Here is a 26145-nt window from a genome sequence, read left to right on the forward strand (position 1 = left end):
ACCAGAATTCATCGGAGGTCAATGGGTTGCCGTGTTGCGTTTCGGTTCCGCCCGTGTTCAGTGGCGGTGTTCGTGGTCCGGGTGTGAGGGGTCGCCGGGGTGCTCGTGGCCGGCGGCGTACACCACGGAGGCCCGAGCCTGGTCGAACCAGTCGAAGAAGGCGCGACGGCCCGCCGCCCGCCGGAGCTCGCGTGCGATGCCCTCGCGGGCCTGCTCGTACGGCAGGAAGTCCGCGGGGGCGGGTCGGCCGAACGGGTCCACTCCGCGCCGTAGAGCGTCCGGGGTCAGGTAGCGGTCCCGGTTGCGGTCGTAGTAGTCCTTCACGGCGGCCTCGGGTACCTCCTGCTGCTTCTCCAGCTCGGTCAGCAGCAGGCGGGCGGCGGGGGAGTGGGCGAGGGTTGCGGCGACGATGCTGCCCATGTCCGCGACGTCGGTGCCGGCGACTTCCAGCACCTGGGAGGGGGACACCTCTTCCGGCGGTGCCAGGCCCTGTTCCTCGCAGGTTCGGCGGGCGAGTTCGTCGGCGACGACCACCTGCGTGGCCCAGCGCCGCCGCTGCCGCTCGGCCCGCGCGAGGGACTCCGGGCGCGTCTCCCGGTCCCGGGCCGGTACGGCCTTCAGCAGCGCGTCCACGCGGTGTCTCGGGACCGCTTCGCCCCGCACCACGGCCGCGTGCTCCCTCATTCCGTCACCTCCAGCACGATCGCCTCCGTGTAGGCGACCCGGCCGTGCCAGGCGATCTTCGCCATCAGCCAGTACGAGCCCGGTTCGATCGCGCTGCCGTCCACGTCGACGAAGACGTCGAGCTGTTCCCCGGCGGCCACGGTGAAGCCCTGGCAGCCCGGGTCGACGCCTCCCCACGTGTGCCAGGAGGACACGGTCCACAGGGTGCCGTTGACCGGGCCGAGGGTGCTGTTGCACAGGGTCACCGGGACGCGGGCCCGCTCGCCCCTGCGCACGCTGATCTGTTCAACTCCCAGGTCGGCGGTGAGAGTTGGTGCTGCGTGGCGCTCGCCCGGAACGTCGAGCGCCACGACATCCTCGTACGTCTGCCCCTCGTAGGTCAGACGGGCGGTCAGCCAGTGCCGACCGGGTGGGGCCTGATCGGGCGGAGTCACCGTGACCTCGCCGAGTGTGAAGCCGCCGGGGCCCAGTGCGTACGGCACCTCGGCGGGCTCGGCCCGCCAGCCGGGCGGGACGCCGATGGCCACGGTGCCGGAGACGGGCGCGTCGGTCAGCTCCGAGGCGATCCGGACCGTCGCGCCGACCGGTCCGCCGGCGGCGGTCAGCGTGGTCGGGGAGACGTAGGCGGTCACCGGCATGTTGCCGCGCGGTGCCGGGCCGGAGTTGTGCAGCCAGTAGCGGGTGTGGACGGGCTGCGCGGGCTCGTGGGCGGCGACTCCGGGGTGGTACGGCGGCCTGGTCCCCTCGGGCGGAGTGGCGAGGAGCGTCGCCACCTCGAAGCCGGTCAGGCCGACGTCGAGCGCCCCCTGCCCGTCGGGCGCCAGCGCCTCTCCGGGCGTCTCCAGCACGTCCGCGCGGGCGCCCCGCACCCACTCCTTCGGCCCGCGCACCCGCGCCCGCACCGGACGCCCGTTGACCTCGTGCATCCGTACGACGACACCGCGCTCGGGATCGGCGGGCGCCACGCTGCCGCGGGCGAGCGGCGACCCGGCGGGCTTGAGGGCGTCGAGCAGGACCTCGCCCGCCGGCTCCACGGTGAGCAGGGCCGACTTTCGTGGCAGGGAGGGCGATTCCGCGTGCCCGCGTATTCGCGCGCTCAGTGGATGGTTGAACTCATGTCCCACGCGCGGCAGTTGCTGCTCGCGCCAGTCGCCCTCGCCCGCGACCACCGCGTACTCGAAGGTGTGGGACCAGCGTTGGAGCTGGAACGCCGAGCCGTCGGGGGCCGTGCGGCGGGGCGGGTCGACCCAGATGCCGGACGGCCAGCCCGTGCAGGAGCGCATCAGGGACATGTAGAGGTCGCCGGAAGAGGTGACGACACAGCCCGGGGTGCCCCGGTTGAGGACGGCGAAGCCGCGCCCGTCCCAGGCGTCGCCCGGTGGCAGCGCCTCGCCGCCGCCCGCCGCCGTGGCCGTGACGGTCGCGTCGTCCAGGTCGGCGATCAGCGCGTCGACCGCCTTCGCGTCGCCCTCGGCGTCGGCGCCCGCGACCACCAGCAGCGGCAGCCGCTCCAGGTCCCGCAGATCGGCCCCGGGCACCCACTCCTCGCGCAGCGAGGCACGCGGCGCGACCCAGACGGCCGCCACGTCGCCCTCGGCCAGCCGGCGCCGGAGTTCGCGGGCCGCCGCCGGGTCCCAGCCGAGCGCCTCGGCGACCAGGGAGTTGCGGTCCGGGCCGCCGACGGCGATCCGGATGTCGGGGAGGTTGGAGTCGACCTCCAGGTCGCCGTAGCGCGGCCCGCCGGAGATCGTCGAGGTCGCCGTGACCCCGGCGCGCACGAGGGCCGCCGCGAGCGCGGTGCCGAGCTCACCGGCCTCGTCCCAGCCGGAGTACACGAGCTCGGCGACTCCGATCGACCGTCGGCCGATCAACTCCCCCGTGTCACCGCGCAGTTCGACCCGTGCCGTCGAGCCGAGCCCGAACCAGGTGTTGGCCGGGTTGTCCAGCGTCCACGGGAACTGCTCGCTGTCCACGTCCACGAACCCGAACCCGCGCCCGATCACCGCGTCCGCCACCTCGTGCACCGGCAGCCCGCCCTGCACGTCGGAGGGCCAGCGGACCCGGATCAGCCGGTCGGCGCCGTCGTAACCGTCGACGGTGGTGGTCACGTCGAGGCGGTCGATGCCCTTCCACAGGGTCAGCCTCTGCGTGTACCGGAAGAGCCCGAGGTCCGCGCGGACGGTGATCCGCGATCCGGCCGGCGAGTGATCGACATCGATGTCGGCCGGCACGTCACGGCTGCGGGCCGCGGTGGTGCCGGTCGGTGTGAGGTGCCAGGGGCCCTCGCCGAAGCGCGGGTGCCGCGGGTACTCCTCCTGGACGACCAGCTCGTTGCCGATGTCCCCGGGGCGCAGCAGCTCGCGGCCGCCCTCGGCGAGCGCGCGCAGGCTGCTGACGCCGCCGCCGCGCGAAGGGTCGACCGTCACCTCGTAGAACTCGTTGCGGATGGTGAGGCCCTCGCCGGGTGCCCACTCGGGGGCCGAACCCTCCCCGAGCGGGAGGGCCTTGAGGCCCATGCCCGGCAACTCCGGTACGACGACGTGCAGTTGACCGTCCTCCCGAACGGCGGGCAGACCGAGGGGCACCAGACCCGGGTCGTCGACCGTCAGCACATCCGTCCGCTCCCAGGTCGCGGAGTTGAAGACGACCAGGTCGGCGCCGTCGCCCGGCGTCACGTGGTCGGCGAGCGCCTGGGTCGCGTCGGTGTGCACGGTCTCGGCGAGGTCGTACAGTTCGCGCCAGCCCGTCATCAGGTCGATGTAGACCTGGTCCGACTCGGAGCCGGTGATGGCGTCGTGGTGGGCACCGTAGATCAGCTGACGCCAGGCCTTGTCGAGCGCCGCGTCCGGATAGGGGTGCCCGGTGACCAGCGAGGCGAGCGTCGCCCAGGCCTCCGCGTCGGCGAGGAGCGTCTCGCCGTACCGCTGGGCCTGCTTGGTGTCGATGTAGGAGACGTCCTTGCCGGTGTAGACCGGGTTCATGTCCCGCGTCTGCGGGGAGGCCTTGCGGCCCTCGGCGTCGAGCTGGGCGCGGACGGCGGCGAAGAAGTCGCGCGGGATGCCGCTGACGAACCGCGGCCAGACGTACCGCTCGTTCCAGTCTCGGTGGATGGCCATCACCCAGCGGCACGGCGGCGCGTAGTCGCCGCCGACCGGGAGCAGCACGTTGCGCGTGAGCGCGACCTTCTTCAGGCCCCTGAAGAGCTTGAGCGCGGCCGCCTCCGCCTCGGGGAGGGTGGGCGCGTTGTCGATCGCCCAGCCGGCACCGTAGTGATTGACCATGTAGGCGGTCAGCAGCCCGCGCCCCGACGGGGCGATCCAGCTGAACTCGGCCGGGAACTGCATGCGTTGGGGATCGCGCGGCTCCTCCCCGAACACCGAGAGCGTCGGCCCCCACTGGTGGAACGGTCCGCGCGCCCACGAGCTGGAGCTGATGCCCGCGTCCGCCATCAGCCCCGGGAACTGCGGATCGTGCCCGAACGCGTCCAGCTGCCAGGCCGTCTCCGGCGAACCGCCCATGATCCCGCGCTGGAACCCGTCGCCGTACAGCGCATTGCGTATGGTCGCCTCGGCGCCGGTGAGGTTGGTGTTCGGCTCGTTGTAGGTGCCGCCCATGATCTCGATGCGGCCGGTGCGCATCAGCTCGCGCAGGAAGGCGCGCTCCTCCGGGAAGGCGTCCCAGTACGGCTTGAGGTAGTCGACCTCCGCGAGCACGAAGGTGTACGCCGGGTCGCGGCGGGCCAGGTCGCAGTGGGCGCGGACCAGGCTCATCCCGGACTGGCCGCGCGAGTCGAAGGTGCGGGCCGGCAGGCCGGTGGCGGCCGGGTCGTCGGCGACGTCCCAGGTCTCGGTGTAGGCGGCCTGGGTGTTCCACCAGACGGGGTCGTAGTGGAAGTGGCTGACCATGAACATGGTCCAGCCGGGCTCGGCGGCCGTGAAGCCGGCCGTGAGCCGGTCCGTGTCGGTCCCGTCGGCCGCCGTGACCGTGACCTCGCGGTGCTCGCCCGGTGCGAGATCGCAGGTCACGGGTATCTCGGCGCATACGGTCCCGTCGTCGCCGGTGGTGGCGTCCGTCGTGCCGGAGACGCCCGGGCCGTCGACGGTGAGGCGGACCGTGCGGCCCGGGGTGTGGCTCAGTTCGACGGCCATCACCTGGTGGGGGTGCTCGGTCGTCCCGACGAAGAGCTCGGTCGACTCGGCAGAGGTGACGCGCATGGGTCTCCTACGAGGATGCTCGGCGGAGACCCCATCCTGGCATCGCCGGGATGATTCAAACAACCATCTTCATGTTTCTTCGGTGGTTCATCCATGCAGAATGCGTGCAGGCATCCCTGCAGGCGAGGACTTGTTCACCTCGTCCGGCGCGACTTCACCGCATGCTGCGGGGTGATGTGGTCGGTCAGCGCCAGAGAGGCGCTCGCGCGCTGGTAGGAGAGCTGCGCGACCCGGACGTAGAGGCAGTCGACGAGCATCAGGACGGAGTGCCGGCCGCCGATGCTGCCCGTGCGGAAGCTGGTCTCCGAGGTGGCCGAGATGAGTCGGACGTCGGCGGCCCTGGCGAGCGGTGAGCGCGGGTCAGTGGTGATGGCGATGGCGGTGGCGCCGCGCTCCTTGGCCATCTCGAACGGTTCGAGGGTCTCCCGGGTGGCCCCCGAGTGGGAGATGCCGATGGCCACGTCGGCCGGGGTGAGCAGGGCCGCGGAGGTGGCCGCCCCGTGCACCTCGGTCCAGCCGCGGACCGCGCAGCCGATACGGAACAGCCGGGTCTCCGTCTCCTGCGCCACCGCGCCGCTGCCGCCGACGCCGTAGACGTCGATACGGCGGGCCTTGGCCAGGGCCTGGGCCGCACGTTCGAGCGCGTCCAGGTCGATGCGGTCGATGGTCTGCTGGATCGCGCGCAGGTCCGCGACCCCGACGACCTGGACGACCCGCTCCAGGCTGTCGTCCGGCGAGATGTCCGTGTCGATCTCGGTGGAGCCCCACTCGGAGACCTCGCCGCGGCCGCGCTCCTGGGCCAGTTCGATCAGCAGATGCTGGTAGGAGTCGAGCCCTATGGCACGGCAGAAACGGGTCACCGTCGCCTGCGAGGTGCCCGTACGGCGGCCCAGCTCGGCGGCCGAACAGTGGGTGACGGCGGCCGGATCCTCCAGGATCAGCTCGCCGACCTTCCGTAGGGATCCGGCCAGCCGCGGCAGCTCGGTGCGGATCAGTGTGGTGACGTCCGTCGAGGGCATGAGGAGAAGGTACCAGCCACCGCTTGAGGCTTGGATTGAATACCAGGACCACATCGCGGCCGTCCGGAACGGGCCATGCCCCGCGCATTGCTCGCTGCATGGACCATGTGTTTTATTGATTCACCTGTGAAGTCGTACGGGGTGGTTCAATCCACCAGTGGGGAGTGTCGCGTGTCCGTCGAGTCCGTGAGCGCCGAGGGCTTCGCGCGGGAGAGCCTGGCCGTCCTCCAGGACATCACCGCCTCCGCACACTCCGAGGTGGCGGGCGCCGCCGAACTGATCGCCGACTGCGTCCGCGCCGACGGCGTGATCCAGGCGTTCGGCACCGGGCACTCCCAGGCGATGGTCCTCGAAGTCGCCGGGCGGGCGGGTGGGCTGGTGCCGACCAATCGGCTCCAGATCGCCGACCTCGTCCTGTACGGCGGTGACGCCCCGAGCGTCCTCGACGATCCGCTCCTGGAGCGCGAGCCCGGGGTGGCCGGCCGCCTCTACGACCTCGCCGGTCCGCACGCCCAGGATCTCTTCGTCATCATCTCCAACTCCGGTGTCAACAACGTCATCGTGGAGATGGCGCTGCGTGCGAAGGAGCATGGTCACCGGGTTCTGGGTATCACCTCGCTCACCCATACCCGGGCTGTCCCGGCCGGGCATCCGAGCGGGAAGAAGCTTGTCGACATCGCCGACGTCGTGCTCGACAACCGGGCTCCGCGGGGGGATGCGCTGCTGGAGCTGCCCGGTGGAGGTGCGGTGTGTGCCTTGTCCACGCTCACCGGTGTGATGTTGGTGCAGATGGCTGTCGCCGAGGCGTCGAGGCTGCTGCTCGAGTCCGGTGATCGGCCGCCGGTCTATGTCTCGGCCAATGTGCCTGGTGGGTTTGAGGGCAACTTGGAGTTGGAGAAGCGGTACGCCGGACGGATTCGGCGTACCGCTAGTTGAGTACCTGCGGGCCGGTGGGGGCTTGTCGCGCCCACGCGGCGGAGCCGCAAATCGATACAGCCCCGCGCCCCTTAGGGCGTTGTGGCCACCGCTAGTGGATAGGCGCCGGTGGTGAGGGGTGCCTCTGCTGTCTCCGATGCCACGTCGATCGGTACCAGGGCGTTTGCGTCGGCCGTTGTGACGTAGGCCTTGGTGCCGTTCCAGTTCAGGGTTACGTCGAAGGCCGACTTGCCGACCGTGATGGTCTTGGCGGGTGCGCCGGTCACCGTGTCCACCGGTGTGACCGTGTCGCCGTTGCTCGGGCTCACCCACAGGGTGCGGCCGTCCGGTGAGAGGGCCAGGCCGTAGGCCTGGCCTGTGACGAGCAGTGTTGGTTCGGTGTCGTTCGTTGCCGTGTCGATCGGGGTGACCGTCGAGCCGCCGGAGTTGGAGACGTACACCCTCTTGCCGTCTGGGGCGGCGACGACGTTGAAGGGGTTGGGGCCGACCGGGACCGCGGTCTCGGCCTTTGCGGTGGTGAGGTCGACCGGCGAGACCGTGTTGTCGTGGATGTTCGCCACGTAGAGCGTCTTGCCGTCGGGTGTGATCGCCATGTTCTCGGGGCCGGATCCGACGGTCACGGGTGTGCCCGTTTTCAAGGTGCCCGTGTCGATCGGCTGGACCGTGCCGTCCGTGTAGTTGGCGACCCAGAGCGTACGGCCGTCCGGCGTGAGGGCCAGTCCGGCCGGGACGCGGCCCACGGGGACCGTGGCGGTCACCTTGCCGGCGGCCACGTCGATCACGCTGACCGTGTTGGAGCCCTGGTCGGCGGCGTACGCGGTGCGGCCGTCGGAGCTGGCGACCACCTCGCCCGGGTTGGCGCCGACCGTGATGGCGGTGCTCTCGCCGGAGGCCAGGTCGATCGAACTGACCGATGCGCCGCTGAAGTTGGCGGTCAGTGCCCTGGACGTGTTCGTGCCGTCGGTGACCCGGACCGGGAGCGCCCGGGAGAGGATGCCGGTGCCGGACACGACGAGGGAATGGACGCCCTGTGTCGTCCCGGCGGTGACCTCGACGGTGGCCGAGGCGCTGCCGCCCGCCGGGACGGTGACCGTGCCCCCGGTGGGCGAGGCGGTGACGCCGTCGGACACGTCGAGCTTCCAGGAGACCGTGCGGGCGGCGGTGGAGCGCCGGTCGGAGAGGCCGAGGGTGAGGGTCTCGGTCGCGCCCGGCTTCAGGCTGAGGGAGCCCGGGGCGAAGGAGGCGTCGACGCCCGGGTCGGGGGCCGAATCCAGCATCGTCCGGTAGAGGAACTGGTCCATCACACCCGGCGAGACCTGCTGCGGTATCGCGTCGAGCTCCTTGCGCTCGGACTTGAGGCGGTTCCAGTACGTCGAGACGGCTTCGGTGTCGCCCTTCTTGCTCGCCAGCAACAGGTCCACGGCCGTCTGTCCCGCGGTGCCGTAGCGGCCGAGCTTGTCCAGCCAGGCCGAAGTCTCGTCCAGGAAGGCGGAGTTGGAGAGGTGGGCGCGCAACTCGGCGGGCGTGGCCGCCATGTCGGCGAAGTACGAGGAGAGTGCCGCGGATGCCTGGCCGAGGCCGCTGTTGTCGTCGTATGCCTTGCGGAAGGCCGCGATGAGCTTTGTGAGCGTGGGGGATTCGGTCGCGTCCAGCTGGGACGAGTAGTTGTTCTCGGCGAAGATGCGCAGCCACTTCGCCGCCTGGGGTCCGGCGAGGTCGCGGACGGCGGCCGGGAAGGCGGTGCGCGGGTTGTAGGCGTCCGGGTTCCAGAGGTAGGCGGCCGAGGTGAACAGGGCGATGCGGCTGGCCTCGCCCTGGATCATCGGATTGACGGTCACGCCGACCGCCTCGCTCGCGACGCCCGGTTCGCGGCCGGTGTACGGACCGAGGAGGAGACGGCTCGTGACGTAGTCGTTCACCGGGTAGTTGTCCCAGACCAGGATCGGGTGGCCGTACACCGCGCGGGCCTGCTTCAGCTGCTCGGTGGTGATGGTCGGCGCGATCACGCCGACGCCGGTCCACTCCACGACCACGGACGGGTCGAGCTGCTCGCGCAGGGCCTTCTTGTACGGGGAGTCGGCGAGGTCGGAGTACTCGGTGGGGACCATCTCCAGGGGCTGCAGGCCCGTGTGGCGGGCGGAGAAGTCCTGCCAGACCCGGTTGAGCAGATGCGCCTGGGCCGCGCCCGCCGCTCCTCCGCCGGTGCCGAACTCCTTCTCGTCGGAGTCGCAGTTCCACTTCGTGTAGCTGATGTCGTCCAGCGGGATCGCGAACGACCGCACGCCGATGTCGTAGAGCGAGTCGAACTTGCGGGTGAGGGCGGCGATGTCGGACTCGGAGGAGTAGCAGACCGACAGGCCGGGGGAGAGGGCGTAGGTGAAGCGGACGTGGTTGGCGTCTGCGCGGTCGACCAGTTCCTTGAGCTTCGCGAGTTCCGCGGGCGGGTATTCGTCGCGCCACTGGGCGCGGAGGTAGGCGTCGTCCTTGGGGGAGTAGACGTAGACGTTCTGTTTTGTACGGCCGTAGAAATCAAGCTGGTTGAGGCGTTCGGCGTGGGTCCAGGGGGTGCCGTAGAAGCCCTCGACCACTCCGCGCAGGGCCGCGGTCGGCCAGTCCCGTACGGTCGATGTCGGCAACTCGTGTTTTTCCGTGACCAGTTGGCGCAGAGTCTGGGCGGCGTAGAAGGTGCCCGTGGTGTCGACGCCGGACAGGGCGAGGAGGGCGCGGCCGTTGCTGCGGCCCGAGGCGAGGGTGTAGCCGCCGGAGGGCAGGCCGGTCGGGGACTTGGCGTGCAAATGCTTCAACGCCCTTGCGGTGGCCGGGTTTTCGGAGGGGCCGCCCAGGTAGACCGTGAGGCCGGCCGATGGGGGGCTGTCGTCGGCGTTCACCGTCGTGATCCGTCTGGCTCCGGCGTCACGCAGGACGGACTCGACGAGGCGGCGGGCGGCGGGGTCGGTCTTCGGGCCGACGATCTCCACGATCCGTTCGGGAACGGGGAGTTGGCCCCTCTTCGCATCGATCTGCCGCGGAGTCGGCCATATCTGGGGCAGCGGGGTGGGGGCGGCGTCCGCCGTCGAGATCGTCGGGACGGTGAGACCGGCGGTCAGCAGCAGCGCGGCCGCCGTGAGACGCCATGGACGTCTGGCAGGGAACATGGATTCTCCTGAGCCATGGGTGAATGCATCCACCAAGTGATGCTAGAGATGCTGAATGGAGCATTCAATGGGGCGCAGGGCCGCTACTGCGGCGCACGACCAGTTCCACCGGGACGAGCGGCTCGACGGGTACCGGCTCGGTGTCGCCCTCCACGCGGTTCAGCAGGAGGCGCAGGGAGCGGGTGCCGATCTCGGTGAAGTCCGTGCGGACCGTGGAGAGCGGTGGCAGCAGGTACGCGGCCTCGGGGATGTCGTCGTAGCCGACCACGCTGACGTCGCCGGGGACGGAGCGGCCGGCCTCGTGGAGGGCATGCAGGACGCCCAGTGCCATCTGGTCGTTGGAGGCGAACACCGCCGTGACGTCGGGGCGTTCGGCGAGCCGGCGGCCGAGTTCGTGACCGGAGTCCGCGCTCCAGTCGCCGAAGAGGGGCTCGGGGATTTCGGCGCCCGCCCTCGTCAGGGTCTCGCGCCAGCTCGCCACGCGTTGGTCGGCGGAGGTCCAGCCGCGCGGGCCCGCGATGTGGTGGACGGTGCGGTGGCCGAGGCCGAGCAGGTGCTCGGTGGCCTTGCGGGCGCCGGTGCGCGAGTCGGCGGTGACGACCGAGGCGCCGCCCTCGACGTCGTTCTCCAGGATCACCAGCGGGGTGTCCAGCCCGGCCTCCGCGAGCGCCCGGCCCACCCACCGCTGCGGGGCGATCGCGATGACGCCGTCCGCGCCCTCGGCCGACAGGCGGTCCACGGCCCGGACGACCGTCTCCCGGTCGGCCGTGTCCAGGGCGATGGAGCTCACCAGGTAACCGGCGTCCTGCGCCGCGGTGTTGATCGCCGTGAGGACGGAGGCGGGCCCGTAGCGCGCGGCGTCGAAGGAGATGACGCCGAGCATCCGGGTACGGCCGCTGGCCAGCGAGCGCGCGCTGCGGCTGGGCCGGTAACCGAGGGAGCTCATGGCCGCCGTGACCGCCTCCCGCGTCTCGGGCCGCACGGACGGATGGTCGTTCAGCACCCGGGAGACGGTCTGCTTCGAGACACCGGCCAGCCGGGCCACGTCATCCATCACGGGCCGCGCCCCGGCGAAGTTCCGCCGCCGACGCGCCTTGGGGGCGGGGCCGTCGGCGGAGCTGGGGGTCATGGCGGCGGTTTCCTCGGCGGATCGTGATCGGTGGAACGTGTATCAGTGGGTCGTGAGCGGCGGATCGTGTTCGGCGGGCGGGGCCCACAGCATAGGCCGGGAGCCGGGAGCCGGGAGCCGGGAGCCGGGAGCCGGGAGCCGGGAGCCGGGAGCCGGGAGCCGGGGGCCGGGAGCCGGGGGTCCTGGGCTGTGGGCCGTGGGGCTGGGACCGTGGGCCGTGGACCGTGGGGCTCTGGGCCGTGGGGCTGTGGGCTGTGGGTCGTGGGGCTGTGGCTGCGGGCTGTGGGGCCGTGGACGGGAAGCTGGGAGCCGTAGGCCGTAGGCCGTGGGCCGGGAGTCGAGTGCCGGGCCGTCGCCCCGCCCGCGGTCGCCGCCCTCCCGCACCGGCCATTTCCGTGCGGCGACCCTCTGGGCCGCGTGCCCCTGGTTGGTGCCTCAGCCCTCCCATACCTCCTACGTCTGCACGCTGACCTGCTCGGCCGCCGCGCCCGAGGCCGGCGCCTCAGCCCTCCGTACCGCCCACGTCGCGGCCGGTGTCTCTGCTGTCCCGCGCCGCCCAGGTCCGTGCGGCGCCCCACCGGCCCCGCGCCCGTGGCCGGTGCCTCAGCCCTGCCGCGCTACTTACGTCCGTCTGGCCGCCCACCGGTCGCAGGCCTGTGGCCGGTGCCTCTGCCCTCCCGTACCGCCCACGTCTGCACGACGACCTACTCGGCCCGCGCTCGGGCCGGTGTCTCTGCTGTCCCGCGCCGCCCAGGTCCGTGCGGCGCCCCACCGGCCCCGCGCCCGCCGCCCGCGCCTCAGCCCTCCCGTACCGCCCACGTCTGCACGGCGCCCCGCCAGCCCCGCGCCCGTGGCCGGTGCCTCTGTCCGCCCGTACCGGCCAGGTCCGTGCGGCGCCCCACCGGCCCCGCGCCCGCGGCTGGCGCCTCTGCCCGCCCGTACCGGCCAGGTCCGTGCGGCGACCCGCCAGCCCCGCGCCCGTGGCCGGTGCCTCTGTCCGCCCGTACCGGCCATGTCTGCACGGCGACCCGCCGGCCGCACGCCCGCGGCCCGCGATTCAGTCCTCCCGCGCCGCCCACGTCCGTACGGCAACCCACTCGGCCCCCACGACCGCGGCCGTCCCCGTACCCCCGCGCGCCCCCTCCGGCACGTACACCGGAGCGTCGGTGGCGAGTGGGAGTACCCGCAGGTGCAGTGGGCCGGGGGGCAGTCGGTCGATGCCGATGTCCCAGGTCCGCCCCGAGTGGAACTGGTCGGCGACCAGGGTGTCTCCCGTGTAGGCGCGGGCCACGTCGCCGGTCCAGCGGATCCGCAGGAGCGTGCCCGGCGGGAGATCCTCCGGTACGTCCACGCGGTACTCCGCCGCCGTCGTGTCGAAGTACTTGTCCGCAGGGGTGCTCGCCCGGTCCAGTACGCCCGTCGCGGTCGCGGGCGGTGCGCCGGCCGGCCGGGTCAGGGTGACGGACACCTCCGGGACTTCGTGGGCCTCGCCGGCTTCCACCAGGTAGCGCGTGAACGCCCCGTCGGCCGCCTCCCGCACCGCCGTCGCCCCGGCCACCACCGGCACCCGCTCCGGAGCGGGCAGCACCGCGAACGACGGCCGGTCGGCGCGGCTGTGCACCCGCACCTCGTCCGCCTCCTCGTCGAAGACCACACCGTCCGCGCACAGCACCAGCCGCTCGGCGCCCCACGCCGTGCCCCGGTACAGGGTCCGAGCCGTAGCCGCGTCCAGCACCAGCAGCCCGGCCCGCCCGCCGTCCGCCGTGTCCACCTCCACCAGTGCGTCGGTGCCGGGGCGCAGGCCGGTGACCAGGACCCGTCCGTCGACATGGGCGACGGCTCCGGAGGGCGCGGTCACGGACGTCAACGTGTCGGCGTCCAGGGCGAGTTCGGGAGCGATGCCGTCGGTGGCGGCCAGTACCAGGACCGTACGGCCGTCGACATCCACGGTGCACACGGGCTGCGCGGTGGCCCACTCCAGCCGCAGACCCGCGACATCGAGCCGCAGCGGCCAGCAGAAGTAGGCGCCCTGCGGGACGGTGACCGGCGTGCTCGGCAGCGTCAACGCCCGGTCCACGCCCGGGAGTTCGACGGTGAAGGACGTGTCCGGGTGGTCCGGCAGCGGCTCGTGGGGCTGGTGGTTGTTGACGAACAGGAAGCCCGAGGTGGCGTCGGCGCGCACGGCCCAGCGCAGGGTGTCGCGGTCGTCCTGCCCGGTCGGCCGACGCTCCGGCAGGACCGACTCCATGGGCGCGATCCGATGGCCGTACTCCGCCAACAGCAGGTGCTGCAGTCGGAGTTCGTGGTACGAGGGCCGGTACTGGCCGTGCTCGCCGAGCGGTGCCTGGAAGTCGTACGTCAGGATCGGCAGGTCGTTCGGGTAGCCGGTGGCGTGGGACTCCTGGAGGGTGGTCAGCTCGCCGCGCGGGTTCGTGCCGCCGTGGAACATGTAGTAGCCCTGCCACACCGAGCCGCAGCCGATCTTCGTGAGGCCCAGCGCCCCGATGTCGGCGGCGTCCACGCGTGGCCTGCGGTGGTAGGAGACCGCCATGCCGCCGCCCAACTCGCAGGTGGCCCAAGGGAATCGGTCGGCGAAGGCGTCCGGGTCGCCGCCCCGGACGGTGGTCGGGCGCAGGTCCGCACCGATGCCCTCGTCGTCGCGCTGGTGGGTGAAGAAGAAGTGCTTGCGGCAGGTGTCGGGCCAGCCGCCGTCCGCCTCGGTCCAGAAGGTCTCGGTGTAGCCGCCGTAGAGCGGAAGCAGTTCGTCGGGCGGGAGCCGGACTCCGCCCCAGGCCGTCGACGTCCACAGGGGCGCGCTCAGGCCGGCCGCCTGGGCCATGCGCTTCAGGGTGAGCAGGTGGCCGGGCTGGTCGTAGAGCTCGTTCTCGATCTGGACGGCGACGATCGGGCCGCCGTGCGCCCGGTCGAGGCCGCGCAGCTGCTCGGCGATCGCCGCGAACCAGGTGCGTACGGGCTCCAGGTAGCCGGGGTCGTCGGTGCGGGGTGTGCAGTCGCGGGCGAGCAGCCAGTCGGGGAGGCCGCCGTTCCTGACCTCCGCGTGCGACCAGGGGCCGATGCGGGGGATGAAGTCCAGGCCGTGGCGGGCGCACAGCTCGGCGAAGCGGCGCAGGGCGCGGTCGCCGTCGAAGCGGATGCGGCCCTCGGCCTCCTCGTGGTGGATCCAGATGACATAGCTCGCGACCGCCGTCACCCCGGCCGCCTTCATCTTCAGCAGCTCCTCCGACCATGCGGCGGCCGGATGGCGGGAGTAGTGGAACTCGCCGGAGACCGGGAACCAGGGGCGGCCGCCGCGGGTCAGCCAGCGGCTCGTCACCTCGATCGGGTCGGGGACGCCGGGGGCGTCGGCGAAGGGGAGATGGCCGGTCAGCGGGGGTGCGGAGGGGACGGGGACGCGCAGGTGGTGCGGTCGGGTCATCAGGGCTTCTCCGGGCGGCCGAGGGATGCGATGTTACCGGTAACATAGATCCTTGCCGGGATCTTTGGGAAGGGCCGTGCGACGGGCGCGGAGCGGGGGCCGGCGCGGCGGCCGCGACGGGACGGCGCCCCACAAGTGTTCGATGTTGTGGTGTGGGTCACAGCGGGTCTAGGGTGAAACCGCCTGGAGGCTCCCCTCCGGGTGAGGGAAGTGATGTCCTTGTCCGTCGCCTGGGACGACATCGGCGGGCTCGTCGATGCCCATGAACGTTTTCTGGCCGGTGCGCGAGTCGAGGCGGACGTCCGGGGCTCGGTGCTGGAGTCCTGGAAACGCTGTCGCTCCGCGGGGCTCGAACCGCATCAGCTGCTGGTCCCCTACGCGCCGGACCTGACCCTGGACGAACGGTTCCTGCGCGCGGCCGATCCGGTGCTCCAGCGGCTGACCGCCTCGCTGGCCGAGGTGGGAATGGCGATCGCGCTGTGCGACGCACAGGGGCGCATGGTGCAGCGGCTCGGCGGCGACCCGCAGTTGCGCCACCGGCTCGACGAGGTGAACTTCGCCCCGGGCTACGACGCCTCCGAACCGGTGGTCGGCACCAACGGCGTGGGCACCGCGCTCGCCGAGCGCGGCCCCATCTATGTGGTCGGGCGTGAGCACTTCGCCGACTGCCTGCAGCCGTTCGCCTGCGCGGGCGCCCCCGTCCGCGACCCCCTCAGCGGACGCATCGAGGCCGTGCTCGACCTCACCTGTCTGCGTGACGACGGCGACCTCACCATGCTGCGCCTGGTCCGGGAGGCCGCACGGAGCATCGAGGCCCGGCTGCTGGACCAGGCCACGCAGCGGGAGCAGGCACTGCTCGCCGCGTACCGGCGGTCCGGCCGTCCGGCGCCGGGTCACGGCGACGGGCGCGACGGCGACGAGCTCGGCCGGATCGACCTGGCGGTGCTGCGCGAGCGCGCCGAGGAGCTCATCGCCTCCCCGAACCGCACCCTCGACGAGGTCGCGCTGTCCGGCGGCCGCATCGCCACGCTGCTGCGCCGTCAGGTCATGGGCGCGGCGGGGGAGACGGGCGCTGCGGTCGAGGCACGCATTCTCGGCGGGCCACGGCTCAGCGGCCTCCAGCTGAGGACGTCGCCACCGGTCGCCGGGCCGGTGCCGGTGGCGACCCCGGCAGCACCCACGACCCCCGCAGCCCCCGCGACCCCGACCACCACACCGCCGGTCGTCGTACGAACCGTCGTACCGCCGCCGCCTCCCCCCTCTCCGCTGCCGGCGCCGCAGTCCGCCGAGACCGTCGGCGACATCCTCGGCGGCGCCGAGAGCCGGCTGCTGCTCGTCGGGGAGCCCGGGGTGGGCCGGCTGGCCGTACTCGCGCGCAGGCGGCTGGAGTTGCTGCACGACGCCGGGGTGCGGATCGGGACCACGCTGGACGTCACCCGCACCGCGGAGGAGCTGGCCGAGGTGGCCGTGCCGCGGTTCGCCGACTTCGCCGCCGTGGACCTGCCGGACGCGGTGCTGCGCGGCGAGGAGCCGCAGACGCTGGGCGGCGGGTCCGCGCTGCGGCGGGTGGCCATCCGTGCCGTACGCAAGCAGCCCGCCAATCTGTACGACGTCGGCGACACCGTCGAGTACGTGCCGTCCACGCCGCAGGCGCGCAGCCTGGAGATCACGCAGTCGGTCATGGAACCCGTCCTGGCCGAGGCGGGCGGCTGGATCGCGCAGGACCCCGAGCGGATGGAACGGGTGCTCGCGGCGGGCGTCCACTCCCTGATCACCGTGCCGCTGCGGGCCCGCGGCACCACGCTCGGCGTGGTCAGTTTCTACCGCTCCGAACGGCCCGCCGCCTTCGAGGACGACGATCTCTCCCTCGCCCAGGAGCTGGTCGGCCGCGCGGCGATCTGCATCGACAACGCCCGCCGCTACACCCGCGAGCACAACACCGCCCTCGCCCTGCAGCGCAGCCTGCTGCCCAAGGGCCGCCCCGAGCAGAGCGCCGTCGAGGTCGCCTACCGCTATCTGCCCGCGCAGGCGGGCGTCGGCGGTGACTGGTTCGACGTGATCCCGCTGTCCGGCGCCCGGGTCGCGCTGGTCGTCGGCGACGTCGTGGGCCACGGCCTGCACGCGGCCGCGACCATGGGCCGCCTGCGCACCGCGGTCCACAACTTCTGCTCCCTGGACCTCCCTCCGGACGACCTCCTCACCCACCTCGACGACCTGGTCGGACGGCTCGACCGGGGCGAGGGCTGGGCGGTGGAGAGCACCCAGGCCGACTCCGGCATAGTCGGGGCGACCTGCCTCTACGCCGTCTACGATCCGGTGTCCCGGCGCTGCACCCTCACCCGCGCCGGGCACCCCCTGCCCGCGGTCGTCGCGCCGGACGGCACCGTCGAGTTCGTCGACCTGCCCTCCGGGCCGCCCCTCGGCCTCGGCGGAGTGCCCTTCGAGACCGTGGAGCTGGAACTGGCCGAGGGCAGCCAGCTGGTGCTCTACACCGACGGGTTGGTCGAGGACCGGCTGCGCGACATCGACTCCGGCCTGGACCGCCTCCGCACCGTCCTCGCCGTGCCCGGCCGCCCGCCCGAGGACACCTGCGAGGCGGTCCTCGACGCGCTGCTGCCGTCCCGGCCCGGCGACGACGTGGCCCTGCTTGTCGCCCGTACGCATGTCCTCGGCCCGGAACGGGTCGCCCAGTGGGATCTGCCCAGCGACCCGGCGGTCGTCTCCCGGGCCCGCACCGCGGTCACCCGGCAACTGTCCGCCTGGGGCCTGGACGGCCTCGCCTTCACCACCGAACTGATCGCCAGCGAACTCGTCACCAACGCCATCCGCCACGCCACCGGACCCGTCCAGCTGCGCCTCCTGCGCGACCGCGCCCTGATCTGCGAGGTCTCCGACGGCAGCAGCACCTCCCCCCGCCTGCGCCGGGCCCGTACGGAGGACGAGGGCGGCCGCGGCCTGTTCCTGGTCGCCCAGCTCACCGAGCGCTGGGGGACGCGGTACACGCCGTACGGGAAGGTGATCTGGACGGAGCAGCCGCTTCCGTCGAGTTCCTGAACGCCCGTCACCAGCCCGTCAGCAACAGGTGGTTGACCAGCAGCGCAAGTGCGGCCTGTGCTGCCAGCCAGCCGCGCGCCCCCGTCAGGAACGCGCAGCTCGGCAGGAGCCACATCGCGAACGGGAGCCAGATGCGTTCCGTCTCCGCCTTGCTCATGCCGGACGCGTCCGCGACGAGCAGGGCGAGCAGGGCGGCGGTGACGAGGACGGCGAGGCGGAAGGCGGGTGCCTGGGCGCGGTTCGCGAGGGTGGTGCCGGTGCGGCGCAGGCCTGCCGCCGTCGCCGGGCCGACGATGAACACCGTGCACGCCAGGTTCGCCCACACCCAGTAGCCGTAGGGCCGGACGCCGCCCGCGCCCTGGTAGTAGCGGGTGACCAACAGGCGGTACGCCTCCCACCAGTTGAAGCCCAGAGCGGTGAACGCGGCCGGGACCACGGCGAGTCCGGCGAGAAGGAAGGGCAGGGGAGGGGCGCGGCGGGTGCCCAGCAGGAGGACGGTGGCGGCGATCAGGGCGAAGAGGGTGAGGCCGTAGGAGAGATAGGCGGTCAGGCCGAAGAGGAGGCCCGCGGCGAAGCCGGTCCGTCGCGGGTGGTGGCCCGTCACCGCCAGGGCGAGCAGTGTCACCGCCCAGGCGGCGACCGCGGCGAAGTAGCCGTCGGCCGAGGTTCCCACCCACACCGCCGCCGGAGCCAGGGCAAGGAAGGGGGCTGCGCGGCGGGCCAGGTGCTCGTCGGTGAGTGTGCGTACGGCGACCAGGACCGCGACCGTCGCCGTGGTGCCGACGGTGATGACGAAGGCGCCCGCCCAGCCGCCGCCGGTCAGTCCGATCCGGTCGAGGAGGACGAAGGTGAGGGTGGCGCCCGGGGGGTGGCCGGCGACGTGCGCGGGCCAGTTGGCGGGGGAGTCGATCAGGATGTGGTGGGTGAAGTCCCGCAGGGTGCCGGGGATGTCGTGGAAGCGGTCGATGACCTGGAGGTACTCGTTGCGGGTCGTCAGCTGCTCGGCGACGCCCCGGTACCAGCCGTCGACCAGGGCGAGGGACCATGTCCAGGCCAGTGCCGTGGCCCAGGCCGCGAGCAGCAGGGGGCGCCAGGGCAGGCGGGCGGCGAGGGCCGGGCCGTAGGCCACCACGGCGGCCGCGACGGTGATCGCGGCGGGAGTGCCCGGGCCGATGTGCGGGTCCCAAGTCGCCAGCAGTGGAGGCCAGCTCACGCGCAGGGTGCCGTCGCGGTGCTCGATGCCGGTGCCGATCAGAACGGCCGCCACGACGAGCAGCGCGGCGGCCGCGGCCGCGTACAGGTCACGCAGGAGGTCGCGGTTCACGTGGAAACGCTAGGCCGCCAGGCCTGGCCCGGACGGCTGACATGCGAAGACGTCAGAGTTTCGTCATGGTTCGCAGGCCCGTTCCCGGGGCGGTTCGGACCTACGGTCGGGGCATGCGACGGACCCCTTTCTCACCCTCCTTCTGGCGCAGCCCGCTGCGCGGTCCCTGGTTCACCTCGGTGCTCGGTGTCGTCCTGCTCGGTGGGATCACCGTGCTGTTCGTGACGGGACTGCTGTCGTACGCCGCCTACAACCCGGACCTGTCGCCGGTCAACGACAAGACCCCGGACAAGGGCGTCCTCGGCTTCTACCTCTTCGCCTGGCCCACCGACCCGCACTGGCTGTACCGGCTCACCCAGGGCACCCACGTCACGCTCGGGATCACGCTCGTGCCCGTCCTGCTGGCCAAGCTGTGGTCGGTCGTGCCGAAGCTCTTCACCCTTCCGCCCGCCCGCTCCCTCGCTCACGCCCTGGAGCGGATCTCGCTCCTGCTGCTGGTCGGCGGCGGCCTGTTCGAGTTCGTCACCGGCATCCTGAACGTCCAGCTCGACTATGTCTTCCCGGGCTCCTTCTACCCGCTGCACTTCTACGGCGCCTGGGTGTTCTTCGCCGCCTTCGTCGCGCACGCGGTGCTGAAGACACCCATGGCCCTGCGCAATCTGCGTCATATGCGCAGGCCCACTCAACTTCGGGAGGAGCCAAGTGAGTTGGTGGCTCCGGACCCCGATCCGCCCACCGTTTCCCGGCGCGGCGCCCTCGGGCTGGTCGGGGGCGGCTCGCTGCTGCTGTTCGGCACGACCGTCGGGCAGGACTTCGACGGGCTGCGCCGGACGGCGCTTCTCGCCCCGCACGGCCGTCGCGACCCCGGAAACGGTCCCGGCGGCTTCCAGGTCAACAAGACCGCCGCGTACGCCGGGATCCGGCCGGCCGAGACCGGGGAGGAGGCTTGGCGGCTGGTCGTGAAGGGACGGGGCGGGACCGTACGGCTGAGCCGGGCCGAGCTGCTTCGGCTGCCCCTGCACAGCTCGGCGTTGCCCATCGCCTGCGTCGAGGGCTGGTCGACCTCCGACCAGTGGTGGAGAGGCGTACGGCTGCGGGACCTCGCGGCCCTCGTCGGGTACGACGGCGATCCGCCGGACCTCTTCGTCGAGTCGCTGCAACGCCACGGCGCCTTCCGCCGGGCCGCCCTGCGCGCCAACCAGGTCGCCGACCCGCGCTCCCTGCTCGCGCTCTTCGTCAACGGCGAGGACCTGACCCCCGACCACGGCCACCCGGCCCGGGTCATCGTGCCCGCGGCACCCGGTGTGCTCAACACCAAGTGGGTGGCCCGGATGACGTTCGGAGACCTGTGATGCGGACCCGGATCGTGATCGGCAGCCCGCTTCAACTCCTGCTGCTCGTCTGCTCGTTCGCGCTCGCCGCCTATGCCGGTGTGCGGTTGCTGGCGGACGACTGGTTCGGCGTCGCCCTGTGGATCGTCGGGGCGGCGCTCCTCCACGACCTGGTGCTGCTGCCGCTCTACGCGGCGGCGGACCGCCTGCTCGTGAAGGCGGCCGGCACGCGGCGGGCGTACGTGGGGTACGTCCGCGTCCCGGCCGCGCTGTCGTTGCTGCTTCTGCTGGTCTGGTTCCCGCTGATCAGCGGGCAGGTGACGAGGCGTTACGCCTCCGCCACCGCCCTGTCCGCGGACGGCTTCCTCACCCGCTGGCTGCTCGTGACCGCCGCACTGTTCGGCGGCTCGGCGGTGCTGTTCGTGCTACGGCTGCGCAGGGCGACGAAGCAGCGGCCGCCGGACGTCCACTGATCGACGGCACGCCAGCGGTGCGCGTGCCGCAGCAGGGCGGATGTGCCGAGCCGGGCCCAGGGAAACGGGCTGCCCTGGGCCCCTCGTGCGTCGGTGACGTGCACCTGGACCCGCTCGTCGATGTCCGGCTCGGGGGCGGTCTCGGCGATCAACAGGCCACCGGGGGCGAGGAGTTGGGAAATCCTGGCGAGCAGAGTCTGCGGGTCGCCGCCGATGCCGATGTTGCCGTCGATCAGGAGGGCGGTGCCCCAGCTGCCTTCGGCGGGAAGCGGTTCGAAGACGGAGCGGAGCAGGGCGTGGCCGCCGAGGGCGATGGTGCGGGTGACGGCAGCTTCGCTGACGTCGATACCCAGGTCCGCGAGATGCCGTCGGTCGTCTGCTGCGCCGTCGTGGCTGGTCGCGCCCCCGCGGCGGCAGCCGCATGTCGAACACAGCCCCGCGCCCCTTGAGGGCGACCTGCTCAGGGCGGCGACCAGGCGGCCGGGGCCGCAGCCGACGTCCAGTACCGGGCCCTCGCAGCGGCGCAGTACCTCGAGGTCGGCAGTGTCTGCCTCGGCACACCAGCGCTCGATCTCCAGTGGTAGCAGCCAGCCGTCGGTGCGGCGCAGGAACAGGGGGCCCCGGCCGGTGTGCAGGGCGCGGGTGTAGGGGTCCGCGGACCAGGTGCCGTTGTCCGACGGAGTACCCGGCTGTCGTCCGATCCGCGCCGCCACCTCAGTGGTGCCGCTCATCGGCGTGCCTCCGCGAGTCGGTCCAGCTCGGTCGCGAAGCGGCCTCCCGGTGCCGCCTTCGCGACCAGTTCGGCGTCGTACGCCGTGTCGACGTCCCGCAGTGGCGGCAGGTCACGTACCCGTAGTCCGGTCAGCCGGGCGCGCTGGGCGGCGCCCGTGTGGGGTGTCGACATCGGGACGCCGCGCAACAGCCCGGGGTCCGGGGCCGCCAGGCCCAGCGCCCAGAAGCCGCCGTCCTCCGCGGGGCCGAAGTACGCGTCGCAGTCGGTGAAGTCGACGGTGAGGAGGTCGGGGGTGACCTGGGGGGTGTCCATGCCGATGAGGAGGGCCGGGCCGTCGCAGTGCGCGAAGGCGGCGGCCAGCCGTTCGTCCAGGCCGCCCGCGCACTGCCGTACGACCTCGAAACCGGGCGGCAGCCAGTCGCCCGGCTCGCCCTCCAGGACCAGGACCCGGCGGCCGGCCGGGGTGCGCGCGACCGTGTCCAGGGTGTCCGCGAGGGAGGCCGCCGCCAACTCGGCGGCCTCCTCGGGCGTGAACGGCGGCGTCAGCCGGGTCTTGACCCGCCCGGGCCGCGGCTCCTTCGCGATGACCAGCAAGGTCGTGGTCACGGGCGGGCTCCTTCCTGGACCGGCGGCTCGGCCAGTACGCGGCTCATGTCCCGCACCGCCTGCCATGTGCCGCGCCAGGTGCCGGTCACCTTGGAGGCGCCGGTGCGCGGGCGGTACGGGACGTCGGACTCGGCGATCCGCCAGCCCGCGTCGGCGGCGCGGACGACCATCTGCAGGGGGTAGCCGCTGCGCCGGTCCGTGAGGCCGAGGGCGAGCAACGGCTCGCGGCGGGCGGCGCGCAGGGGGCCGAGGTCGCGCAGCCGCAGGCCGGTGCGGCGGTGGAGCAGACGGGAGAGCGCGAGGTTGCCGGCGCGGGCGTGCGCGGGCCAGGCGGTGCGGGACTGCGGGCGCCGCCGGCCCAGCACCAGGTCGGACTCGCCGGCCAGGATCCGCTGCACGAACGGCACCAGGTCGCCGGGGTCGAGCGAGGCGTCGCAGTCGCAGAAGCAGACGATGTCGGCCGTGGCGGCGGCCAGGCCCGTGTGGCAGGCGGCACCGAAGCCGCGCCGCTCCTCCTGCACGACGGTCGCGCCGAGGGCCCGGGCGATGTCCGCCGAGCCGTCCGTGGAGCCGTTGTCGACCACGAGCGCGCGCCAGCCGGACGGGATGCGGTCCAGGACCCAGGGCAGGGCACCGGCCTCGTCGAGACAGGGGAGCACGACGTCCACGGATGCCGTGACCGGGTCCTTTTCGCAGGATGCGTCTTCGTCGGAAGGGGTTGTCACGGCACTCACCCTACGAGCGAGAAAGGGGCATATCGGACTTCGGCTTCTTACGAAACACGGACGTCGGATGCCATGGGCCGCGTATGCGCGTGCGCGGTGCGAGGCTGGCTTCATGGAGCAGCAGCACGGACAGACCGGCGCCCGGGTGCTCGTCGTGGACGACGATCCCACCGTCGCCGAGGTCGTCACCGGATACCTCGACCGGGCCGGATACGTCGTCGACCGGGCCGGCGACGGCCCCGACGCGCTCGCCCGGGCGGCCGCGCACTGGCCCGACCTCGTCGTGCTGGACCTGATGCTGCCCGGCATGGACGGCCTCGAGGTGTGCCGGCGGATGCGCGGGCACGGGCCCGTGCCGGTCATCATGCTCACCGCGCGCGGTGACGAGGACGACCGGATCCTCGGTCTGGAGGTCGGCGCCGACGACTACGTCACCAAGCCGTTCAGCCCCCGCGAACTCGTCCTGCGCGTCGAGTCCGTACTGCGCCGCACCCGCCCGGCCGAGCCGGCCGGCCATCTGCGCGCGGCCGGGCTCTCCGTCGATCCGGCGGCCCGCCGCGCCCTCAAAGGCGGGGCCGAACTGGCCCTCACCATCCGCGAGTTCGACCTGCTCGCCTTCTTCCTGCGGCATCCTGGCCGGGTCTTCAGCCGCGAGGACCTGATGCGCGAGGTGTGGGGCTGGGACTTCGGCGACCTGTCGACCGTCACCGTCCATGTGCGGCGCCTGCGGGGGAAGGTCGAGGACGACCCGGGCAGACCCCGGCTGATCCAGACCGTGTGGGGCGTCGGCTATCGCTTCGACGGCTCGCAAGCGGAGGCGTGAGCATGAGCGACAACCTCCTCATCGCCCTGTTCGCCTTCCTCGGTGCCGCAGCGGCCGGGCTGGTCGGGGCGTGTGTACTGCTGCTGATCCGGCGGCGCTCGCTGGCTCTGCACCTCGCCGTAGTCGCTGCCGTCGGCGTCGCCGCCATGCTCGCGGGCACACTCGCGGTGGCCCGGGCGATGTTCCTGTCGGCGCACGACCTGAAGGTGGTGACGACGGTCGTCGCGATGGCCGCCGCGGTCTCGCTGATCACCGCCCTGCTGCTGGGCCGGTGGGTCGTCGCCCGCAGCCGGGCCCTCGCGCTCGCAGCCCGCTCCTTCGGCGACGGCGGCGACTTCACCTCACCACGGGGCCCGGCGGCCGCCGAACTCGCCGCGCTCAGCCGTGAGTTGGAGGCGACGAGCGTCAAGCTCGCCGAGTCCCGGGAGCGGGAGCGCGCCCTGGAGTCCTCCCGGCGCGAACTCGTCGCCTGGATCTCCCACGACCTGCGCACCCCGCTGGCCGGCCTGCGCGCCATGTCCGAGGCCCTGGAGGACGGCGTCGCCACCGACCCCGACCGCTACCTCCGCCAGATCCGCACGGAGGTCGAGCGCCTCAATGGCATGGTCGGCGACCTCTTCGAGCTCTCCCGCATCCACGCGGGTGCGCTGGCGCTGAGCCCGAGCCGGATCTCGCTGTACGACCTCGTCGGTGACGCCCTGTCCGGAGCGGACGCCCTCGCGCGCGAGCACGGCGTGCGGCTCGTCGGCGACCGCGTCGAGCCGGTGCCGGTGGAGGTGGACGGCAAGGAGATGAGCCGCGTCCTGGGCAACCTGCTGGTCAACGCGATCCGGCGCACCCCGGCCGACGGCACGGTCGCCGTCGCCGCCGAGCGCTCGCCGGAGGGTGTCGTCCTGTCCGTGACGGACGGCTGCGGAGGCATCCCGGAGGAGGACCTGCCGCGCGTCTTCGACACCGGCTGGCGGGGTACGCATGCCCGGACTCCGCCTGCGGGGGCGGGACTTGGGCTCGCGATCGTGCGGGGGATCGTGGAGGCGCACCAGGGCCGGGCGGCCGTCCGCAACATCCCGGGTGGCTGCCGCTTCGAGGTGACCTTGCCGGTGGCGGAGGCGTGAACGGTCACTGTTCGGGGCGGCAGTCGATGTCGGTCGGGGACGTTTCCCGGCAGGTGAGCCCGCTTCCAGGGCCGATGAGGCGCGAGAGGAGCGGTGCGATGTCCCTCTCGCAGGACAGACCCGGGCCGTCCTCGGCGTCCTCGCTCGCGTGCCGGCAGGTCCTGTCGATGACGGTGGCGCTGTCGACCTTCTCGCCGGGCGGCGCCGTGTCCGCGAAGGCCGATGGGGCGAGCAGGCCCACGCCGAGCACCGGTGCGGTGAGCAGCACGGCGATCCGGGTGCGGGTGGGCTTGGGGGTGCGCCGGAGCATTGTGCGGTCCTTTCAACTGATTTGTTGAGAATGACGCCATGATCGACGACAACGGCGTCGTTCAGGCGTGGACACGCTCAGTGCGTCCGCGTGAACTCCCGCATCCCCTCCGCGAAGCCGATCTCCGGTTTCCAGCCCAGTTCCGCCCGCAGCCGGGAGGAGTCCGCCGTGATGTGCCGTACGTCGCCCAGGCGGTACTCGCCGGTGACGACGGGTGCGGGTCCGCCGTGGGCCGCCGCCAGCGCCTCGGCCATCTCGCCGACCGTGTGCGGTTCACCGCTGCCGGTGTTGTACGCGGTCAACGCACCCTCGCGCGAACTCGCCTCCAGCGCGGCCAAGTTGGCCGCAGCCACGTCCCGTACATGCACGAAGTCCCGGCGCTGACGGCCGTCTTCGAACACCCGCGGCGCCTCGCCCCGCGCCAGCGCCGAGCGGAAGAAGGAGGCGACGCCGGCGTACGGGGTGTCGCGGGGCATGCCCGGCCCGTACACGTTGTGGTAGCGCAGCGACACCGCCGAGCCGCCCGTCGCGCGGGCCCATGCCGCCGCCAGGTGTTCCTGGGTGAGCTTGGTCGTCGCGTAGACGTTGCGCGGATCGACCGGAGCGTCCTCCCCGACAAGGCCGGGCGACAGCTGTGCGCCGCACACCGGGCACGGCGGCTCGAAGCGGCCGGCGTCCAGGTCGGCGACGGCGCGCGGACCCGGTCGTACGACGCCGTGGCGCACACACTCGTACCGGCCCTCCCCGTACACCACCATCGACCCGGCCAGCACGAGCCGCCGTACGCCCGACTCGGCCATGGCGGTGAGCAGGACGGCGGTGCCCAGGTCGTTGTGGGAGACGTAGTCGGGCGCGTCCCTGAAGCCGGTGCCCAGGCCGACCATCGCCGCCTGGTGGCACACGGCGTCCACGCCGGCCAGCGCACCGCTGACGGCGGCGGGGTTGCGGACGTCCGAGCCGGGGTCGGCACGGACGTCGTACACCACGGGCTCGTGTCCGTGGGCCCGAAGCGTCCGCACGACGTGGGATCCGATGAAACCGGCACCGCCGGTGACCAGTACGCGCATGCGCCCACGCT

17 protein-coding genes are annotated in these 26145 nt (G+C 72.6%); 5 read left to right on the forward strand and 12 right to left on the reverse strand.

Going from position 1 to position 26145, the window contains the following annotated elements:
• Window positions 1-57 precede the first annotated feature (57 nt).
• From ABZ880_RS13015 to ABZ880_RS13025, 3 genes are all read right to left on the reverse strand, one after another.
• Window positions 58-684 (reverse strand): peptidyl-prolyl cis-trans isomerase, encoded by a 627-nt coding sequence (locus tag ABZ880_RS13015; protein WP_361260796.1) that lies wholly within the window; start codon window positions 682-684, stop codon window positions 58-60.
• Entirely contained in the window at window positions 681-4898 is a 4218-nt protein-coding gene (locus tag ABZ880_RS13020; protein WP_361260798.1) for an NEW3 domain-containing protein, read from the reverse strand. The genes ABZ880_RS13015 and ABZ880_RS13020 overlap by 4 nt, the downstream gene beginning before the upstream one ends.
• 134 nt (window positions 4899-5032) lie before the next feature.
• Window positions 5033-5917 carry a MurR/RpiR family transcriptional regulator gene (locus tag ABZ880_RS13025; RefSeq protein ID WP_361260800.1) on the reverse strand — a complete coding sequence of 295 codons (885 nt, stop codon included), beginning with the start codon at window positions 5915-5917 and terminating at the stop codon, window positions 5033-5035.
• Window positions 5918-6088: 171 nt separating this feature from the next.
• Between ABZ880_RS13025 and ABZ880_RS13030 the strand changes: the two genes are divergently transcribed.
• Window positions 6089-6853: an SIS domain-containing protein gene (locus tag ABZ880_RS13030; RefSeq protein WP_361260801.1), complete on the forward strand. Its 765-nt coding sequence runs from the start codon at window positions 6089-6091 to the stop codon at window positions 6851-6853.
• 71 nt (window positions 6854-6924) lie between these two features.
• On the opposite strand, the gene ABZ880_RS13035 is transcribed toward ABZ880_RS13030, so the two are convergent.
• The 3 genes from ABZ880_RS13035 to ABZ880_RS13045 all read right to left on the reverse strand — a co-directional run bounded on the left by ABZ880_RS13035 (window position 6925) and on the right by ABZ880_RS13045 (window position 14573).
• Window positions 6925-10008, reverse strand: coding sequence for a beta-N-acetylglucosaminidase domain-containing protein (locus tag ABZ880_RS13035; protein WP_361260803.1), 3084 nt, complete (start codon window positions 10006-10008; stop codon window positions 6925-6927).
• A 64-nt stretch (window positions 10009-10072) separates the two neighbouring features.
• Window positions 10073-11137: a LacI family DNA-binding transcriptional regulator gene (locus ABZ880_RS13040; protein WP_361260805.1), complete on the reverse strand. Its 1065-nt coding sequence runs from the start codon at window positions 11135-11137 to the stop codon at window positions 10073-10075.
• A 1057-nt stretch (window positions 11138-12194) separates the two neighbouring features.
• Window positions 12195-14573: a beta-galactosidase gene (locus ABZ880_RS13045; RefSeq protein ID WP_361260806.1), complete on the reverse strand. Its 2379-nt coding sequence runs from the start codon at window positions 14571-14573 to the stop codon at window positions 12195-12197.
• A gap of 213 nt (window positions 14574-14786) precedes the next feature.
• On the opposite strand from ABZ880_RS13045, the gene ABZ880_RS13050 reads away from it, so the two are divergent.
• Entirely contained in the window at window positions 14787-17627 is a 2841-nt protein-coding gene (locus ABZ880_RS13050) for a SpoIIE family protein phosphatase (RefSeq protein WP_361260808.1), read from the forward strand.
• A gap of 7 nt (window positions 17628-17634) precedes the next feature.
• Here the strand turns inward: ABZ880_RS13050 and ABZ880_RS13055 are convergent, their stop codons facing one another.
• Entirely contained in the window at window positions 17635-18951 is a 1317-nt protein-coding gene (locus ABZ880_RS13055) for a hypothetical protein (RefSeq protein WP_361260810.1), read from the reverse strand.
• 113 nt (window positions 18952-19064) lie between these two features.
• Between ABZ880_RS13055 and ABZ880_RS13060 the strand changes: the two genes are divergently transcribed.
• Window positions 19065-20303 (forward strand): molybdopterin-dependent oxidoreductase, encoded by a 1239-nt coding sequence (locus ABZ880_RS13060; protein WP_361260813.1) that lies wholly within the window; start codon window positions 19065-19067, stop codon window positions 20301-20303.
• Between the two features lie 307 nt (window positions 20304-20610).
• On the opposite strand, the gene ABZ880_RS13065 is transcribed toward ABZ880_RS13060, so the two are convergent.
• The 3 genes from ABZ880_RS13065 to ABZ880_RS13075 are packed head-to-tail and all read right to left on the reverse strand — an operon-like array spanning window position 20611 to window position 22762.
• Window positions 20611-21486: a class I SAM-dependent methyltransferase gene (locus ABZ880_RS13065; protein WP_361260815.1), complete on the reverse strand. Its 876-nt coding sequence runs from the start codon at window positions 21484-21486 to the stop codon at window positions 20611-20613.
• On the reverse strand, window positions 21483-22160 hold the full coding sequence (locus ABZ880_RS13070) for a DUF2064 domain-containing protein (protein WP_361260817.1): 678 nt from the start codon (window positions 22158-22160) through the stop codon (window positions 21483-21485). The genes ABZ880_RS13065 and ABZ880_RS13070 overlap by 4 nt, the downstream gene beginning before the upstream one ends.
• A complete protein-coding gene (locus ABZ880_RS13075) occupies window positions 22091-22762 on the reverse strand; it encodes a glycosyltransferase family 2 protein (protein WP_361261083.1) in 672 nt (223 codons plus the stop codon). The genes ABZ880_RS13070 and ABZ880_RS13075 overlap by 70 nt, the downstream gene beginning before the upstream one ends.
• Before the next feature lie 169 nt (window positions 22763-22931).
• Here ABZ880_RS13075 and ABZ880_RS13080 point away from each other — a divergent pair, with 169 nt between their 5' ends.
• Together ABZ880_RS13080 and ABZ880_RS13085 are read left to right on the forward strand one after the other, a co-directional pair.
• Window positions 22932-23642, forward strand: coding sequence for a response regulator transcription factor (locus ABZ880_RS13080; RefSeq protein WP_361260819.1), 711 nt, complete (start codon window positions 22932-22934; stop codon window positions 23640-23642).
• Between the two features lie 2 nt (window positions 23643-23644).
• Window positions 23645-24757: a HAMP domain-containing sensor histidine kinase gene (locus tag ABZ880_RS13085; RefSeq protein WP_361260821.1), complete on the forward strand. Its 1113-nt coding sequence runs from the start codon at window positions 23645-23647 to the stop codon at window positions 24755-24757.
• A gap of 4 nt (window positions 24758-24761) precedes the next feature.
• Here ABZ880_RS13085 and ABZ880_RS13090 read toward each other — a convergent pair whose 3' ends face one another.
• Together ABZ880_RS13090 and ABZ880_RS13095 are read right to left on the reverse strand one after the other, a co-directional pair.
• Window positions 24762-25067 carry a hypothetical protein gene (locus ABZ880_RS13090; protein ID WP_361260823.1) on the reverse strand — a complete coding sequence of 102 codons (306 nt, stop codon included), beginning with the start codon at window positions 25065-25067 and terminating at the stop codon, window positions 24762-24764.
• 77 nt (window positions 25068-25144) lie between these two features.
• On the reverse strand, window positions 25145-26134 hold the full coding sequence (locus ABZ880_RS13095; protein ID WP_361260825.1) for an NAD-dependent epimerase/dehydratase family protein: 990 nt from the start codon (window positions 26132-26134) through the stop codon (window positions 25145-25147).
• Window positions 26135-26145 lie beyond the last annotated feature (11 nt).

This window comes from Streptomyces sp. NPDC047043, assembly GCF_040644055.1.
Classification (GTDB): domain Bacteria; phylum Actinomycetota; class Actinomycetes; order Streptomycetales; family Streptomycetaceae; genus Streptomyces.